The 16,886-nt window shown below is 44.1% G+C and carries 12 protein-coding genes; 7 read left to right on the forward strand and 5 right to left on the reverse strand.

Annotated elements, in window-relative coordinates; translation table 11 throughout:
• Nucleotides 1-14 precede the first annotated feature (14 nt).
• The gene (locus ACO6V5_RS03565) at nt 15-548 is read right to left on the reverse strand and encodes a methylated-DNA--[protein]-cysteine S-methyltransferase (RefSeq protein WP_422138353.1); all 534 of its coding nucleotides are present in this window, start codon (nt 546-548) and stop codon (nt 15-17) included.
• A 530-nt stretch (nt 549-1,078) separates the two neighbouring features.
• Between ACO6V5_RS03565 and ACO6V5_RS03570 the strand changes: the two genes are divergently transcribed.
• The 3 genes from ACO6V5_RS03570 to ACO6V5_RS03580 all read left to right on the forward strand — a co-directional run bounded on the left by ACO6V5_RS03570 (nt 1,079) and on the right by ACO6V5_RS03580 (nt 3,047).
• Nucleotides 1,079-2,092: an IS110 family transposase gene (locus ACO6V5_RS03570; protein WP_422132667.1), complete on the forward strand. Its 1,014-nt coding sequence runs from the start codon at nt 1,079-1,081 to the stop codon at nt 2,090-2,092.
• 404 nt (nt 2,093-2,496) lie between these two features.
• A complete protein-coding gene (locus ACO6V5_RS03575) occupies nt 2,497-2,718 on the forward strand; it encodes a DUF433 domain-containing protein (protein ID WP_422134298.1) in 222 nt (73 codons plus the stop codon).
• Nucleotides 2,718-3,047 (forward strand): DUF5615 family PIN-like protein, encoded by a 330-nt coding sequence (locus ACO6V5_RS03580; RefSeq protein ID WP_422412551.1) that lies wholly within the window; start codon nt 2,718-2,720, stop codon nt 3,045-3,047. The genes ACO6V5_RS03575 and ACO6V5_RS03580 overlap by 1 nt, the downstream gene beginning before the upstream one ends.
• Before the next feature lie 301 nt (nt 3,048-3,348).
• On the opposite strand, the gene yghU is transcribed toward ACO6V5_RS03580, so the two are convergent.
• Nucleotides 3,349-4,188 (reverse strand): glutathione-dependent disulfide-bond oxidoreductase, encoded by an 840-nt coding sequence (gene yghU, locus ACO6V5_RS03585; RefSeq protein WP_422134296.1) that lies wholly within the window; start codon nt 4,186-4,188, stop codon nt 3,349-3,351.
• Nucleotides 4,189-4,384: 196 nt separating this feature from the next.
• Here yghU and ACO6V5_RS03590 point away from each other — a divergent pair, with 196 nt between their 5' ends.
• From ACO6V5_RS03590 to ACO6V5_RS03605, 4 genes are all read left to right on the forward strand, one after another.
• A complete protein-coding gene (locus ACO6V5_RS03590; RefSeq protein ID WP_422412549.1) occupies nt 4,385-7,462 on the forward strand; it encodes a hypothetical protein in 3,078 nt (1,025 codons plus the stop codon).
• Between the two features lie 129 nt (nt 7,463-7,591).
• A complete protein-coding gene (locus ACO6V5_RS03595; protein WP_422412547.1) occupies nt 7,592-7,741 on the forward strand; it encodes a hypothetical protein in 150 nt (49 codons plus the stop codon).
• Between the two features lie 227 nt (nt 7,742-7,968).
• Nucleotides 7,969-11,319 carry a hypothetical protein gene (locus tag ACO6V5_RS03600; protein WP_422412545.1) on the forward strand — a complete coding sequence of 1,117 codons (3,351 nt, stop codon included), beginning with the start codon at nt 7,969-7,971 and terminating at the stop codon, nt 11,317-11,319.
• Nucleotides 11,320-11,514: 195 nt separating this feature from the next.
• On the forward strand, nt 11,515-14,862 hold the full coding sequence (locus tag ACO6V5_RS03605; protein ID WP_422134293.1) for a hypothetical protein: 3,348 nt from the start codon (nt 11,515-11,517) through the stop codon (nt 14,860-14,862).
• A 149-nt stretch (nt 14,863-15,011) separates the two neighbouring features.
• Here ACO6V5_RS03605 and ACO6V5_RS03610 read toward each other — a convergent pair whose 3' ends face one another.
• The 3 genes from ACO6V5_RS03610 to ACO6V5_RS03620 are packed head-to-tail and all read right to left on the reverse strand — an operon-like array spanning nt 15,012 to nt 16,802.
• A complete protein-coding gene (locus tag ACO6V5_RS03610) occupies nt 15,012-15,554 on the reverse strand; it encodes a DUF3833 domain-containing protein (protein ID WP_422138347.1) in 543 nt (180 codons plus the stop codon).
• Nucleotides 15,541-16,290 carry a hypothetical protein gene (locus ACO6V5_RS03615; protein ID WP_422138346.1) on the reverse strand — a complete coding sequence of 250 codons (750 nt, stop codon included), beginning with the start codon at nt 16,288-16,290 and terminating at the stop codon, nt 15,541-15,543. The genes ACO6V5_RS03610 and ACO6V5_RS03615 overlap by 14 nt, the downstream gene beginning before the upstream one ends.
• Nucleotides 16,284-16,802 carry a DUF2878 domain-containing protein gene (locus ACO6V5_RS03620; protein ID WP_422412542.1) on the reverse strand — a complete coding sequence of 173 codons (519 nt, stop codon included), beginning with the start codon at nt 16,800-16,802 and terminating at the stop codon, nt 16,284-16,286. Before ACO6V5_RS03620 ends, ACO6V5_RS03615 begins: the two co-directional genes overlap by 7 nt.
• Between the last annotated feature and the right edge of the window lie 84 nt (nt 16,803-16,886).

Raw genomic sequence — 16,886 nt, forward strand, 5'->3', positions numbered from 1 at the left:
CTGAGTCCTGCCTGTTAATCAAACAGTGAACCCTGTTGATCCGGTAAGCCACCTTCGAGATCTAGTAGCTTTTGTTTAGCCGGTTTACCGCCGGCATAACCTTGAAGTTCACCGTTGCTGGCAATAACCCGGTGGCAAGGAATCAGTATTGAAATGCCGTTTGCACCATTGGCATTGGCTACGGCTCTCAGGGCGTTCCTGTCTCCCATGGATTCTGCCAGTCCGGCATAGGTGGTGGTCTCTCCATAGGGAATATCCATAAGAGCTTGCCAAACCTGCTTTTGAAAGGCAGTGCCAACCAGAAGCAGAGGCACTGAAAAGCTATTCCGCTCTTTACGAAAATACGCTTCCAACTGCTGTCGGGTGAGTGCCATCACTTCGTTGTCCTGCTCGACATACTCTGCTTTGAGCCCATTTCTGACACGCGCGTCAACTTGCAATCTTTTCTTTCGATAGCGCCAGTCACAGAGGCAGAGCTGCTGGTCATAGGTGCCCAGCATCAGCTCACCAACGGGGGATTTGTAGTATTGGATGTTGATGGTGTTCATGGTGAAGGTTTATAACATATTTTGAGCTGAGGTTGTTTGGTTGAGGTGGAAAATATGTCACTGGCTTGCTCCTATGCTTCGCACTGGAGTATATACATCCCGATAAGCGGACCCCGAAACTCAAGACAAAGTGCTGGTTTCCAGGTCTGGAACCAAAGGGCCTGAAGGCGAGGAAACCAGGATTTTTTGGTAGCCTCCATACCATGGGAACAAGCTAAAAAACTGGGTGCATAATATTCGCCAAGAAAATTAATTCCCTGGAAGTTACTGCTAGGAGCCTGACCGAGAATAGACTGCCCTACTGCGGCGCCAGCAAATTGGTCTGTAAATCCGCTTTTGTTCGTCAAATAGCTCGCTATTCTCCTCACAAAACCGAATTTTCATCCTCAATTTTCTGCCGTCCTCGCTACGGGGTCGCCTAGACGGGCGCTATTCTCGGTCTAATGGGATGGTCCGCCCCTCCTAAACGGCTTCAAATGAGCCAAAATGGAGTTAACCATTTAAACAGGATTAACCGGAGCGAACCACCCATGACTATTTCAGTACTTGGTATCGATATTGGCAAGAACAACTTTCACCTGTTTGGTGTTGATGACCAGGGTAGCAAAGTCATCAGAAAGAAGTTGTCCAGGAAGAACCTTTTGGAGTACGTGGCAAATCTGGAGCCATGCATTATCGCTATGGAAGCTTGTGGTGGTGCTCACTATTTGGCTCGGTTATTCAAGAACTATGGGCATACTGTCAAGCTGATTTCACCTCAATTTGTCAAGCCTTATGTCAAGACCAACAAAAATGACTACAACGATGCTGAAGCGATTGCAGAAGCAGCTTCACGGCCCAGCATGCGTTTTGTACCTGTTAAAACGTCAGAGCAGCAGGCCTGGCAACTTCTGCACCGCTATCGTCAACAAGCGGTTGATCAGAGAACTGCCCTGGTTAACCAGATCCGGGGGTCACTATTGGAAGAAGGTATTGTGGTTGCCCAGGGTATTGGTAAAGTTCGTGCACAGCTTCCACGAATTCTGGAAGATGCTGAAAATGGACTCCATTCGCTGACTCGTGAGCTGCTACATGGTTTATCAGAAGAGTTGGCCAGTCTTGACAAGCGTATTCAACAGTATGACCAGAAAATTCAGGAGCTGGCTGAAAACGACGACGAATGTCGTCGAATGATGACTATGCCGGGTATCGGAGCCATCACTGCCACAGCATTGAAGGCAGCCGTTGGTGATGCGACGTATTTTAAATCTGGTCGACACCTTGCCGCATGGTTGGGATTAGTTCCAAGACAGCATTCCACAGGCGGTAAGTCAGTCCTGCTGGGCATCAGTAAACGGGGTGATAAATACCTGCGCACATTATTGATACACGGCGCACGTTCGGTACTCCACTGCCTCAAAAATAAGGATGACCGCTGTAAAAAATGGGTTAGCCAACTTAATGAGCGCAGCAATCACAACGTTGCCGCCGTTGGTCTGGCTAATAAAATGGCTCGGATTGTCTGGGTCATCATGACCCGAAATGAAGTTTACAAGGCTGCATAATGAGGTAAAGGCGGCAGCGGCAAAGTAAAGCATAAGCTTAATCAAAGGGGAACCCCCCCGCAGATTGCGATGAGCATGTACAGTTGATGGCAAACAGGTAAAAACCGGCAACCTGAAACCTGATAGGAGTCTTGGCCCTTGAGGCCGTCGGACTGATAAGGCCAGGTTGCGCGGATACCCATCAGGGCCAGAGGGTTAGACCTCATGAATAGGCCGTATATATGATTGCAGTTATCTTTGTTTGCTAATTAACAAAACAGGCTCTTGCAAAACGGGGCGGACCATATAAGGCTCCTAGAATGTTGAGGCTGTGTAGATGTGCAGATTTGTGTTTTAAATATATAGAGGAAATACACGCTACTGGCCCGTTGTAGAATGTTTACGGGCTTATTCGGGAGTGAATTATGATTAAAGAAGATTATTTAAAGCATATTGAAGTTGATCAGGCAAAACGTTTTGGAAAACCTTGTATAAAAGGGACCCGAATAACGGTTACAGACATACTGGAAATGCTGGCAAGTGGTATGACGCAAGCAGAAATACTTGATGAACACCCTAATCTTCTGGCTGAACATATTAAGGCTGCATTGCTCTACGCAGCCAATCAACTATCTGGTGCCGCCTGATGCTATTGTTGGATGAAACCCTTTCACCAAAACTTGTTGCCAGAATCAATGATACATACCTCGGAAGCTTGCATGTTTTGGATTCAAAGCTGGATAACTCACCTGATATTGAAATCTGGTGTTATGCAAAAAAACAGCAGTTAACCATTGTCACCAAAGACAAAGATTTTCTTCGCTATGCAATTCAGTATGGCCATCCACCAAAATTGGTTTATCTGACAACAGGAAATGCAAAACTGGCTGTTATAGAAGCCATTCTTTTAGAAAATGAAGCGATCATAAAATCATTTGCCACATTGGACAAAGAAGGTGTCTTGAAAATGGGCTAGTGATACAAAAGTTTAGCCACTACCTTACAGGTAAATTATCATGCTACATAGATTCTGCTTCAGCTCCCACTTCAGAGCGACGCATTGTAGGTCTGTCGTGCGCAGGACTGACTTTGTCATGCCACAGGTCATATCCACCTGAAGCAGAATCTTTGACTGCACTTTTTACCCCCCCCCATATCTTCTCTATCTTTTGGCCCGTATCCAAGCTCCTGTCTGAGAGTGCATTTGGGACTAAGAGAGTGAAAATTATAAGACCGGCCTCAACTTGCTGAATTTATTAATTACAAACAGCTCTCAATTATTTGAAGTCAGTCTTATCATGTCGTTCAGGCAACTGTTCCTCGGGTTCTCCCCAGGTTCTGTTGACCATCTTGCCGCGTTTAACTGCGGGTCGTGAAGCCATCTGTTCTGCCCAGCGTTTAACGTTTTTATAAGAGTCCACGCTCAAAAACTCTGCCGCGTTGTACAGCTGACCCAAGACCAAAGCACCGTACCAGGGCCAGATAGCGATATCGGCGATGGAGTATTCATTGCCTGCGATATAATTGTTTTTCGCCAGTTGCTTATCCAGTACATCCAGCTGGCGTTTTACTTCCATGGTGTAACGATTAATCGGGTATTCAAATTTCTCGGGTGCATAGGTATAAAAATGGCCAAAGCCTCCACCTAAAAAGGGTGCACTGCCCATCTGCCAGAATAACCAGGACATGATTTCTGCACGACCCTCTTTTTGCGGCAAAAATTCGCCAAACTTTTCTGCCAGGTGAACCAGAATGGCACCGGATTCAAAAATACGAACCGGCTTCTCGCCACTGTTATCGATCAATGCCGGAATCTTCGAATTGGGGTTGATATCGACAAACCCGCTACCGAATTGCTCCCCTTCCATGATCTTGATTGGATAAGCATCATATTCGGCTTTATCAATGCCTTTCTCTAACAACTCTTCGAACATGATGGTGACTTTTACTCCGTTGGGAGTGGCTAGTGAGTAAAGCTGGAAACGATGCTCTCCCCTGGGCAGTTCTTTATCGTGTGTTTTACCAGATACCGGACGATTGATATTGGCAAATTGACCGCCGGATTCATCGTCCCAGGTCCAGACCGCCGGAGGGGTGTATTTGTCTTGTTCGCTCATGTTCTAAATCCTCAGATTAGTGGACCCATACTAGCTTTGAATGCTTTTCTTGAACAGACAGTGCAGCGGATAAGGCTATTTTACAGAGTGAGCAGGGGTTATACCGCAATTTGTCGGTTGCTGCCCGGGAATTGGAATTTTTTTTCGTTCTCATTGTCAAAAGGTAAAAATGACATTTTGATAAGGGTGCGCATATATGGATGTAACAGGCAAAAATACCAATACCATGACCGGATCTGGCCTAATTTCCAAAGCCAGTGATAGTGAAGGAATAGGGAATTATAAATCGCTCTCAGTAAGATCCACTGAAGGCAACGAGAGACTCTTCAATCCTGGCAATGTTGTATCTGGCAACACAGGAGTATCTGGAACCGGATTTCAACGCATTGACAGCTCGTTTAATCTTACCGACTGTAATGTCAGTCATCCCAAGCCTTGCAGCCCGAAAACCATCGGTATAGAAGGTGGGGCAGAAGACAACCACAAAGTAGCACCCGGTTCTGGCCATGGTCAGGTAAAGCAAAAAAAGTTGCTGGAATTACTTACTTCAGAAAATGTTAACGAACAATGTGTAAAAGAAGAATTAGAGAAACTTGTCCAACAATTTGATAAATTACATGTCGGTATCAGTTTAATGGATGAAGTCAATGAGCTGAAAAAAGAGATTAAGGAATATATTGATACGGGTACTTGCAGCTACATAGGGAAAGAATTTGAAACTATAAATGATGCTCAATCAAGAAAAAAAATAGCGGATAAAATTAAAAAAATAGTACGGGATATCGCTATTTGGTCGGGGGTCGAAAAAGACAATCTGAAAGTGCTCACCTATATTATTGAACAAGGGGTTCCTATCGAAAGAAAAGCTGGCTGTATTGATCTTGATCCTGAGTCTACTGTATACCTCCCTTTTGACACGATGAGAAAGCTGGTAGATAACTGCAAGCCAGACTTTCCAGATCTGTTATTTGTCAAGGGTATTTTTGCTGATACTGATCCTCGCTTTGACGTTCTTTCCGAGGAGATTTTAACTTCCAGATACATTAAAGATGAATTATTTCAGCAGGCAATCGCACAATCAATACCAACGGTTTCATTTAGAAGGTTAATGATTTTTTTTAACTACCTTCGTCGTAAATGTAATGCCAGAGGCATGATTAAAGACCTTAATAGGCATAGTTTCGAAAATCACCGCATTACCAATTGTCACAGGATGGAAAGATACAGTAAAAGCATAATAATGGTATTTGTTCTTGAAGCCATGGCTCAACAATCACAAAAAGAAGCAAAGGAAGAAGTCTGTAATCTTATTGGATCATTTTATCAGGATGAGCAGCAGATGATTGCAATGATTGCACTTTTGGGAGGACTGCACCAATGCTCCGAACTATTGACTGAAATGGGTATTACCGTCTCCAGGCAGGCGTTTAAAAAAGCCTCGGTTAATCTTGAAAATTCTCCTTTTCTTATGGCTAAAGAGGCGGGTCTGACGAATGAACGACTGTTTGCCAATACAGTGAATCGAATAGCTCCGTTTTTATGGTCCTTGCCCAATAAATTCGGGCTATATCTGCACCAGGAACACTGGCTTTTAGATAAAAAATCACTGTCGTTTATTCATCTTGTCATGGATCAATTGTCGATTTGTCAGGAGGGGAGTTATGAATCGAAAAATGGTTTAGCGCCGAAGCATGGAGCAGCATTGGTTCCGGGAGATGTAAGCCTGTGGGCAGCAAAAATTTTTAAGGGAATGAGTGATGCTACTTTGACAAACAGTGCAGGTCTTTTACAGGAAGATGCCCGCTATAGTGAGACATGGAACATCTTAATCAGCCAGGTTAAATGCTGCAATGGTCTGGCCCGTTCCGATGATTTCAAGAAATTCATGGACTGGCTTTTGATGGATGGTTTGTCATGGGTACGGGGGGAATCGAAATACCGTGAGAAAGAGGCACCCTTTACAACCAGACTGAAAAGTTACCGACCGGACTTGTGGCCGGACCCGGGTAATGAGGATTCGACAACATCACCGGCATTATGTGATCAACTTGAAACATATAGCAATCGTGTCACTAACTTACATTTTAACTTCATTGAATCATTTCTACGGCTTGCCCCTCCAGGCCATCGAATTTATGTTCTAAATAACTGGTTAAACAATCCTGATTGCGCAAAGCAGCGGGAAACCCTGTTTTGCAGATCTGTTCATCCCCTCAATACTATGGGAAGTCCTAACATTTGGCAGTTGTTGTTATCACTGGATAAAGATTATCAGCCACAGGGAAATCAGTTTGAACATGATTGGCAAAAACTGGACAATCCACAGCAATGGACAGCGCCCCCTCCGATAACATCGTTAATAGGCAAGTCTATCGAGGTGTATGGGCGTACGCTCGTCATTCAGCGAACGGACGGTGACTGGGATTATCTGAAATTTCTCAGTGATACGGAAAAGCCTGAAGAACTGGCAAAAGAGGGTAATAAAATCAGCCTGATGGCAATCATAGCCAGCCAGCATGGCTTGAAAAGTTCAATTCCCGATGTGGTTGGCAGATATTGCTGGGAAAATGTGCAGACTGACCTGGCGACATTAATACCTCCCACCATAAAGACCAAACTGGAGGAAAAGTGTCGCTACATTGATGACAAGACAGGTTATTGTCTTCATCTGAAATCGTCAAAAGATGCGCCTTATCATTTATACCCTTATGTTCTTGATCCAGTAACAAAGGCGGATCAGATTTTCGAGGGACTCTATAAGTATGCACACGATTGCGGCGTTTTATTCAGTTGCGGATTATATGCTCCTGCGGTAACAGCGGCAGATCATGATTCTGTGACGAACCGAAAGCACCATGTGCTTTCGTCTTATGTGAATGCCTCTAGCGAGGGGAGGATGCTCCAGTGGAAAAAAGCCTCAGAACATCCCAATGTGGGTCCCGTAGGCATGCGGGACTCCGGTGATACGAAAAGTATGCATGAGCTGGGTGAAGATTATTTTTTCTCCAGCAGGTGTCAGAAATTTCTTGATTTTGAAAAATCAGAGGATCGGGCCAAGGTGGCCTTTTCTGAACTGGCAAAAAATGCCCAGGGGCTGGTATTGCAGTATGCTCTCTGTTTTCAAAAACAGTTCGACTCTGGCAATAGAGAGTCCACACTCAATCATGAGCATAAAATAAAGGTAATGCTGGCTACCCTGTTTCACAAGGCGTTTCCCCGATTCACAGAAGAGTGCACGGTTCAGGCCATGGACGAAGATGGGTTGCTGTCCTAGGCTGTTAGAGAGATTGTCTACTGGTGTAGTCATGACGCCAGATTCGTTAACGATATCAAACATAACGTTATACCGAAATCGACCTACCCAGACTGTCCAGAAACGACCAATATCTTTGATTATTGCACATTGGAACCTCGTGAGCTGGTCCCCGGTGTTGGTTTTGTTACACGGGATAACCAGCCAAACCTTGGCGTTTCTTTTGGTGTCAATCCATTGGTTACGCTGAATGCAGTGATTGTAAAGCTACTGGCCAGGGGCGCTCTGACCTCCCTGTGAGTTTAATCTTTTCAGGATAAACTCACCACTGGATTAATGAGTGCTGATATCGTAGCCCCATACCAGCTTTGAAGGCTTTTCTTGAACAGAGAGTGAAGCGGATAAGGCTATTTCACAGAGGAAACCGGGGTTATACCGCAATTGTCGGTTGTGGCCCGGGAATTGGAATTTTTTTTCGTTCTCATTGTCAAAAGGTACAAAGGACATTTTGATAAGGGTGCGCATATATGGATGTAACAGGCAAAAATACCAATACCATGACTGGAGCTGGCCTAATTTCCGAAGCCAGTGATAGTGAAGGAATAGGGAATTATAAATCGCTGACAGTAAGATCCACTGAAGGCAAAGAGAGACGCTTCAATCCTGCCAATGTTGTATCTGGCAACACCGGAGTATCTGGGCCCCGATTTCAACGCATTGACAACTCACCTGATCTTACCGACTACAGTGTCAGTCATTCCACAGTTTACAGTCCGAAAAACATCGATATAGAAGTTGGGGCCGAAGGCAACCAGAAAGTAGCCCCCAGCTCTGGTCATGGTCAGCTAGAGCAAGCAAAGTTGCTGGAATTACTGACTTCAGAACATGATAAAGAAGAATGTGTAAAAGACGAATTTGAGAAACTTTTCCAACAATTTGATAAATTACATGTCAATATCAGTCTAATGGATAAAGTTAATGAGCTGAAAAGAGAGGTTAAAGAATACTTTGATAATGATACTTACATCGTTGGCAGGTATAAATTTGAAATTACAAGCGGTATTGAATCAAGGAAAAAAATAGCAGTTGATGTTCAAACAATAGCACGGGATATTGCTACATGGGCCGGGGTCGAAAAAAACAATCTGAAAGTACTTACCTATATTATTGAGCAAGGGTTCCCCATCAATCCTCTATCCAGCTGTCTTGATTTTAACCTTGAAACTACCGTATACCTCCCTTTTGATACGATGAGAAAGCTGGTCGATAACTGCGAAGATCATTGCCCGGACCTGTTATTTGTCAAGGGTGCTTTTGCTGATCCGGACTCTCGCTTTGACCTTCTTTCAGAGGAGATTCTAAATTCCCGATCCATTGATGGTATGTTATTTCAGGAAGTAATTGCACAATCAATACCAAAGGTTTCATTGGCCAGATTAATGATTTTCTTTAATTACCTCCGTCGTGGATGCAATAGCAGAAACATAATCAGAGACTTGAATGAACATCAATTTCGATACCACCGATTTACTACTAGAAGAGAGATTCACAGATACAAAAAAAACATAATAATGGTGTTTGTTATTGAAGCTATTGCACAACAATCACAAAAAGAAGCCCGCAAACTTATTGTTTCATTTTCTCAGGAAGAACAGAAGCCGATTGCAATGATTGCTGTTTTAGGAGGACTTTACCAATGCTCCGAGTTATTGACTGAAATGGGTGTTACCGTCTCCAGGCAGGCGTTTAAAGACGTATCGGTTAATCTTAATAAATCTCCTTTTCTTATGGCCAAAGAGGCTGGTTTGACCAATGAGCGCTTGTTTGTCAATACAGTCAATCGAATAGCTCCGTTTTTATGGACCTTGCCCGACCAATTCGGAATGCAGATGCACGAGGAACACCTGTATTCAGAGAAGGATGAGCTGCCATTTATCCATCTTGTCATGGAACAAATGTCCATTTGCCATAAGGGGAGTTATGGATCGGAAAATGGGTTATGGGCGTATCATGGGAAATCTTTGGATCTGAGAGATGTAAGCTTGTGGGCAGCAAAAATTTTTAAGGGAATTAATGATACTATTTTGGCAAACAGTGCAGGTCTTTTACAGGAAGATGTCCAGTATAGTCAGACATGGAACACCCTTATCAGCCAGGTCAAATGCTGCAATGGCCTCACCCATCCTGATGATTTCAGGAAATTCATGGACTGGCTTTTGCTGGATGGCCTGTCATGGGTTCGATCGGAATTGCGCTACCGTGAGGCTGAGGCAAAGTTTACAACCAGGCTGAAAAGTTACCGTCCAGACCTGTGGCCGGACCCGGGCAATGAGGCTTCGGCAACACCACCAAGATCATATGCATATACTCAACTTGTGACGTACACCACTGGCGTCACTAACTTACATTTTGACATCATTGAATCATTTCTGCGGCTTGCTCCTCCAGGCCATCGAATCCATGTGCTAAATAACTGGTTAAACAATCCTGATTGTGCAAAACAGCGGGAAGCCTTGTTTTGCAGAACTGCTTACCCCCTCAATGTTGTGGGAAGTCCTAACATTTGGCAGTTACTGTTATCACTGGATAAAGATTATCAGCCACAGGAAAATCAGTATGATAATGATTGGCAAAAACTGGACAATCCGCAGCAGTGGTCAGACCCTCCCCCGACAGCATCGTTGATGGGTCAATCTATCGAGGTGTGCGGGCGAACGCTGGTCATTCAGCGAACGGATGGTGGCTGGGATTATCTGAAATTTCTCAGCGATACAGAAAAACCGGAAGAACTGGCAAAAGAGGGTAATAAAATCAACCTGATGGCAACCATAGCCAGCCAGCATGGCTTGAAAAGCTCAATTCCTGAAGTGGTCGGCAGATATCGCTGGGAAAATGTGCAGACTGACCTGACGACATTAATATCTCCCACCATAAAGGCAAAACTGGAGGAAAAGTGTCGCTACATTGATGACAAGACAGGTTATTGTCTTCATCTGAAATCAACCAAAGATGCGCCTTATCATTTATACCCTTATTTGCTTGATCCAGTAACAAAGGCGGATCAGATTTTCGAGGGACTCTATAAGTATGCCCATGATTGCGGTGTTTTATTCAGTTGCGGATTATATACCCCAGAGGTAATGGCGGCTGACCATGATTCAGTGACGAACCGGAAGCACCATGTTCTTTCCTCTTATGTCGATGCCTCCAGCGAGGGGAGGATGCTTCAGTGGAAAAAAGCGTCAGAACATCCCAATGTGGGTCCAGTGGGTATGCGGGATTCCGGTGATACGAAAAGTATGCATGAGCTGGGTGAAGATTATTTTTTTTCCAGCAGATGTCAGAAATTTCTTGATTTTGAAAAGTCAGAGGATCGGGCCAAGGTGGCCTTTTCTGAACTGGCAAAAAATGCCCAAGGGCTGGTATTGCAATATGCTCTCTGTTTTCAAAATCAGTTCGACTCTGGCAATAGGGAGTCCACACTTAATCATGAGCATAAAATAAAGGCGATTCTTGTTACTCTGTTTCACAAGGCGTTTCCCCGATTCACAGAAGAGTGTGCGGCTCAGGCAATGGATGAAGATGGGCTGCTGTCACAGGCTGTCAGAGAGGTTATCTACTGGTGCGGTTATGACGGCAGATTTGTTAACGACATTAAACATAATGTTATACCGAAGTTGACCTACCCAGACTGTCCTGAAACGACCAATATCTTTGATTTCTTCATATTTGAACCTCGTGAGCTGGTTCCCGGTGTTGGTTTTGTTACGCGGGATAACCAGCCAAACCTTGGCATTTCTTTTGGTGTCAATCCATTGGTTACGCTGAATGCAGTGATTGTAAAGCTACTGGTCAGGGGAGCTCTGACCTCTCTGTGAGTTAATCTTTCAGGATAAACTTACCACCGGATTAATGAGTGCTGCTATCAGTAGCCCCATACCAGTTTTGAATGTTTTTCTTGAAAGAGGGAACAGGGGTTATATCGCAATTGTCGGTTGTGGCCCGGGAATTGGAATTTTTTTTCGTTCTCATTGTCAAAAGTAGAAAGGACATTTTGATAAGGTTGCGCAAATATGGATGTAACAGAAAAAAATACCAATACCATGACCGGATCTGGCCTAATTTCCGAGGTCAGTGATAGTGAAGGAATAGGGAACTATAAATCGCTGACAGTAAGACCCACTGAAGGCAAAGAGATATACTTCAATCCTGCCAATGTTGTATCTGGCAACACCGGAGTATCTGGGCCCCAATTTCAACGCATTGACAACTCACCTGATCTTGCCGGCTACAGTGTCAGTCATTCCACACTTCACAGTTCGAAAAACATCGATATAGAAGTTGGGGCCGAAGGCAACCAGAAAGGAGCCCCCAGCTCTGTACATGGTCAGCTAGAGCAAAAAAAGTTGCTGGAATTACTGACTTCAGAACATGATAAAGAAGAATGTGTAAAAGAAGAATTTGAGAAGCTTTTCCAACAATTTGATAAATTACATGTCAATATCAGTCTAATGGATAAAGTTAATGAGCTGAAAAGAGAGGTTAAAGAATATTTTGATAATGATACTTACATCGTTAACAGGAATAAATCGGAAATTACAAGCGGTATCGAATCAAGGAAAAAAATAGCGGTTGATGTTCAAACAATAGCACGGGATATTGCTATTTGGGCCGGGGTCGAAAAAAACAATCTGAAAGTACTTAGCTATATTATTGAGCAAGGGTTCCCCATCAATCCTCTATCCAGCAGTCTTGATTTTGACCGTGAAACTACCGTATACCTCCCTTTTGATACGATGATAAAGCTGGTCGATAACTGCGAAGATCATTGCCCGGACCTGTTGTTTGTCAAGGGTGCTTTTGCTGATCCGGACTCTCGCTTTGACCTTCTTTCCGAGGAGATTCTAAATTCCCGATCCATTGATGGTATGTTATTTCAGGAAGTAATTGCACAATCAATACCAAAGGTTTCATTGGCCAGGTTAATGATTTTCTTTAAGTACCTCCGCCGTGGATGCAATACCAGAATGATGGTTAGAGACCTGAATGAGCATCAATTTCGATTCCACCGAATTTCTAATAGGAGACAGATTCACAGATACAAAAAAAGCATGATAATGGTATTTGTTCTTGAAGCTATTGCACAACAATCGCAAAAAGAAGCCCGCAAACTTATTGTTTCATTTTGTCAGGAAGAACAGAAGCTGATTGCAATGATTGCTGTATTGGGAGGACTTCACCAATGCTCCGAATTATTGACTGAAATGGGTGTTACCGTCTCTATACAGGCGTTCAAAGACGCATCGGTTAATCTTAATAAATCTCCTTTTCTTATGGCCAAAGAAGCTGGTTTGACCAATGAACGATTGTTTGTCAATACGGTAAATCGAGTAGCTCCGTTTTTATGGACCTTGCCCAATGAATCCGGAATGCAGATGCACGAGGAAGAGCTGAATTCAGAGAAGTATGAGCTGCCATTTATCCATCTTGTCATGGAACAAATACCCATTTGCCATAAGGGGAGTTATGGATCGGAAAATGGATTATGTGCGGATCATGGGAAATATTTGGATCTGAAATATGTAAGCCTGTGGGCGGCAAAAATTTTTACCCTAATGAATGATACCGTTTCGGTAAACAGTGTAGGTCTTTTACAGAAAGATGATCATTATAGTGATAGATGGAACACCCTGATTAGCCAGGTCAAATGCTGCAATGGCCTCAACCATGCCAATGATTTCAGGAAATTCATGGATTGGCTTTTGATGGATGGCCTGTCATGGATTCGATCGGATTCGTACTTCCGTGAGTGTGATGCAAAGTTTACAACCAGGCTGAAAAGTTACCGTCCGGACCTGTGGCCGGACCCAGGCAATGAGGCTTCGGCAAGACCACCAAGTTCATCTGCATATAATCGATTTGTAGCGTACACCGGCGTCACTTACTTACATTTTAATATCATTGAACTATTTCTACGGCTTGCCCCTCCAGGCCATCGAATTTACGTGCTAAATAACTGGTTAAACCATCCTGATTGCGAAAAACAGCGGGAAACCCTGTTTTGCAGATCTGTTCATCCCCTCAATACTATGGGAAGTCCTAACATTTGGCAGTTGTTGTTATCACTGGATAAAGATTATCAGCCACAGGAAAATCAGTTTGATAATGATTGGCAAAAACTGGACAATTCGCAGCAGTGGTCAGACCCTCCCCCGACAGCATCATTGATGGGTCAATCTATCGAGGTGTGCGGGCGAACGCTGGTCATTCAGCGAACGGATGGCGGCTGGGATTATTTGAAATTTCTCAGTGATACGGAAAAGCCGGAAGAACTGGCAAAAGAGGGTAATAAAATCAGCCTGATGGCAACCATAGCTAGCCAGCATGGCTTGAAAAGCTCAATTCCTGAAGTGGTCGGCAGATATCGCTGGGAAAATGTGCAGACTGATCTGGCGACATTAATTTCTCCCACCATAAAGGCAAAACTGGAGGAAAAGTGTCGCTACATTGATGACAAGACAGGTTATTGTCTGCACCTGAAATCAACCAAAGATGCGCCTTATCATTTATACCCTTATGTGCTTGATCCAGTAACAAAGGCGGATCAGATTTTCGAGGGACTCTATAAGTATGCCCATGATTGCGGTGTGTTATTCAGTTGCGGATTATATGCCCCAGAGGTAATGGCGGCTGACCATGATTCAGTGACGAACCGAAAGCACTATGTTCTTTCCTCTTATGTCGATGCCTCTAGCGAGGGTAGGATGCTTCAGTGGAAAAAAGCGTCAGAACATCCCAATGTGGGTCCCGTAGGCATGCGGGATTCTGGTGATACGAAAAGTATGCATGAGCTGGGTGAAGATTATTTTTTCTCCACCAGGTGTCAGAAATTTCTTGATTTTGAAAAATCAGAGGATCGGGCCAAGGTGGCTTTTTCTGAACTGGCAAAAAATGCCCAGGGGCTGGTATTGCAATATGCTCTCTGTTTTCAAAAACAGTTCGACTCTGGCAATAGGGAATCCACAGTCAATCATGAGCATAAAATAAAGGCGATTCTGGCTACTCTGTTTCACAAGGCGTTTCCCCAATTCACAGAAGAGTCCATAGGGCAGGCCATGGATGAGAATGGGTTGCTGTCACAGGCTGTTAGAGAGCTTATCTACTGGTGTGGTCATGACGCCAGATTCGTTAACGATATAAAACAGAACGTTATACCGAAATCAACCTACCCAGACTGTCCAGAAACGACCAATATCTTTGATTTCCACATAATGGAATCTCGTGAGCTGGTCCCCGGCGTTGGCTTCGCTACAAGGGATAATCAGCCAAACCTTGGCATTTCTTTTGGTGTCAATCCATTGGTTACGCTGAATGCAGTGATTGTAAAGCTACTGGCCAAAGGAGCCCTGAGTTCTCTGTGAGTTCAATCTTTCAGGATAAACTCATTAGTGCATTACTGAGTGCTCCTATCAGTACAGAAGCCCCACACCAGCTTTGAATATCTTTCGCGAATAGATATTAAAGCAGATGAAACTACTGCATGGATCGAATGCCCAAACGGAAACTATCTTCAGCTGCCGGTATCATTCCCGTCTTTGATGATCGTCAGAGTAATATAGCCCAAGTCGACACCGAACTTGGTCATGATGGATTCATTGATGATGACTTTATCGCTGACCAGGTACATTTTGTCGTCTATCGACACTTCGAGAGGTTCACCCTTGTAGAAGATGTTCAGTACATACGCCATAAATAAGGCATTGCCAGATGTTTTCACAGGCACGGCTTCTTTAACGTCTCCTGCACTGGCCAGGTAGCTGCCCTTGCCATCCGGTGTGAATGTCCAGATACGTTTTTGTTTTTCACCGTCGTCAAAAATAAAATCCTCATCCAGAGTGCCAATCCCCTCTTCGTCCCAGCTCCCTGTCATGGTGGCGTTAAAGTAGCGTATTACCTCGCCGCTTCGATTCTTCAGAATCCCGTGGGCTGTCAGAGGACCATTGAAAAACTCCGGTAATGAGAGAGTGGGTTGGTTATCTTGATATTGGCTGATATCGACGGAGCTGCAGCCAAATAAAAACAGAACCATCAGCAGAGTGCTAATTCGCAACATAACTAATCTCTTGGTTTTTAATAGGTGTATGGAATTGATAGCGAATAGTGACGTCTTGATAATCACCGTTCTTATCGCTGATATTAGAGCGGCCAGAGAAAATCATCAGCTTTTGGCTTTGCTTGTCATAGCTGAGTGTAAGTGACGACGAGAGCATGCGATATAACCAGCTGTCTGCGGCAATATTGAAGCAAATATGAGTCTTTTTCAGGTCTTTCTTGCATTCAACTGTTTTTATGCGGAGATCGATTTTTCGTTGGTGGCTTGGTATCAGGTATTGAATCACTGTTTCTTTTTCTGCTATGAGGGCGTCCCAGTTTAAACGAATGTAGTGATCGAAGCCGGCATCGATCACCAGGTCAGGGGAAAAGGCAATGTCTGATTGTTGAGTGTCTGCACCGAAGCTTGTTCTGTAAGAAACTTTGATTGCATCGTCCACGAACTCGGTTTTGATCAGTTCTCCATTACGCTGATTTGTCTGGATGATATCAGGCGCAATATAGCTATCGCTGTAGTCGATGGTTTTGCTGGCGAAAATACTTCCGTCAGTCTCTTTATAAACAACATGATGAGACAGGAAGTCCGGGAATGTGTGCTCTTCAGTGTATGCCAGTTGTTGTGTTCCCGAATGATATGCATACCCGATAACTGCCGGATGATCTGCTTGAGCGAACGGAGAGAGTAGTAGAACCGGGCTGAATATAATGATCGATTTTGGGGTTAAAGACGCTAGCATAAGGATTGTTCCTGTTTTCTTGTTGTATGGCCAATCAGAGTCAATAAAACAGCCCAGACCAAGCCTTCCAGCAGCAGTAGCCTTTCCATGGGGATCAAAAGCTGAGCCCCTGATAATTTAATGCCTGCCCAATAACTGAATGGCACAACCAGCAAGCCCACCAACGGAGGTAACCAGAAGGTCTTAAATACCCAACTCATCGAATGTTTAAGAGTAGTCGCGAACGCAACCCACAAAACGCATAGCCAGATAGGAATAAGAAAATGATCAGTACTCTGATACTCAATCCATCCTGCATTCATAATTAAAGTGTCAGCAACGATACCAACGACTGGTACGGCAAAGATCAGTCGTAACTCCTGTGCGTCCGGTTTCATTAGCGAGAAGTGCATAACAAGCAAGAAGAGTAATGCCAATAGCGCATACAGATTGTCACCTTGCACAGCAATAAACCAAACCAGCTGAAACAACACGGCGTTAAGGACTAATAAACGCTTGCTTACTTTAGCCATAATATATTGACCCTGCCTGCATCAATCGCCGCTCCGGTAACCCATATAACTTCACTCCTTGTCGTGCCTGCCAGCCAATCTATT

This window comes from Endozoicomonas sp. ALD068, assembly GCF_049310145.1.
In the GTDB taxonomy this organism is placed as follows: Bacteria; Pseudomonadota; Gammaproteobacteria; order Pseudomonadales; family Endozoicomonadaceae; genus Endozoicomonas_A.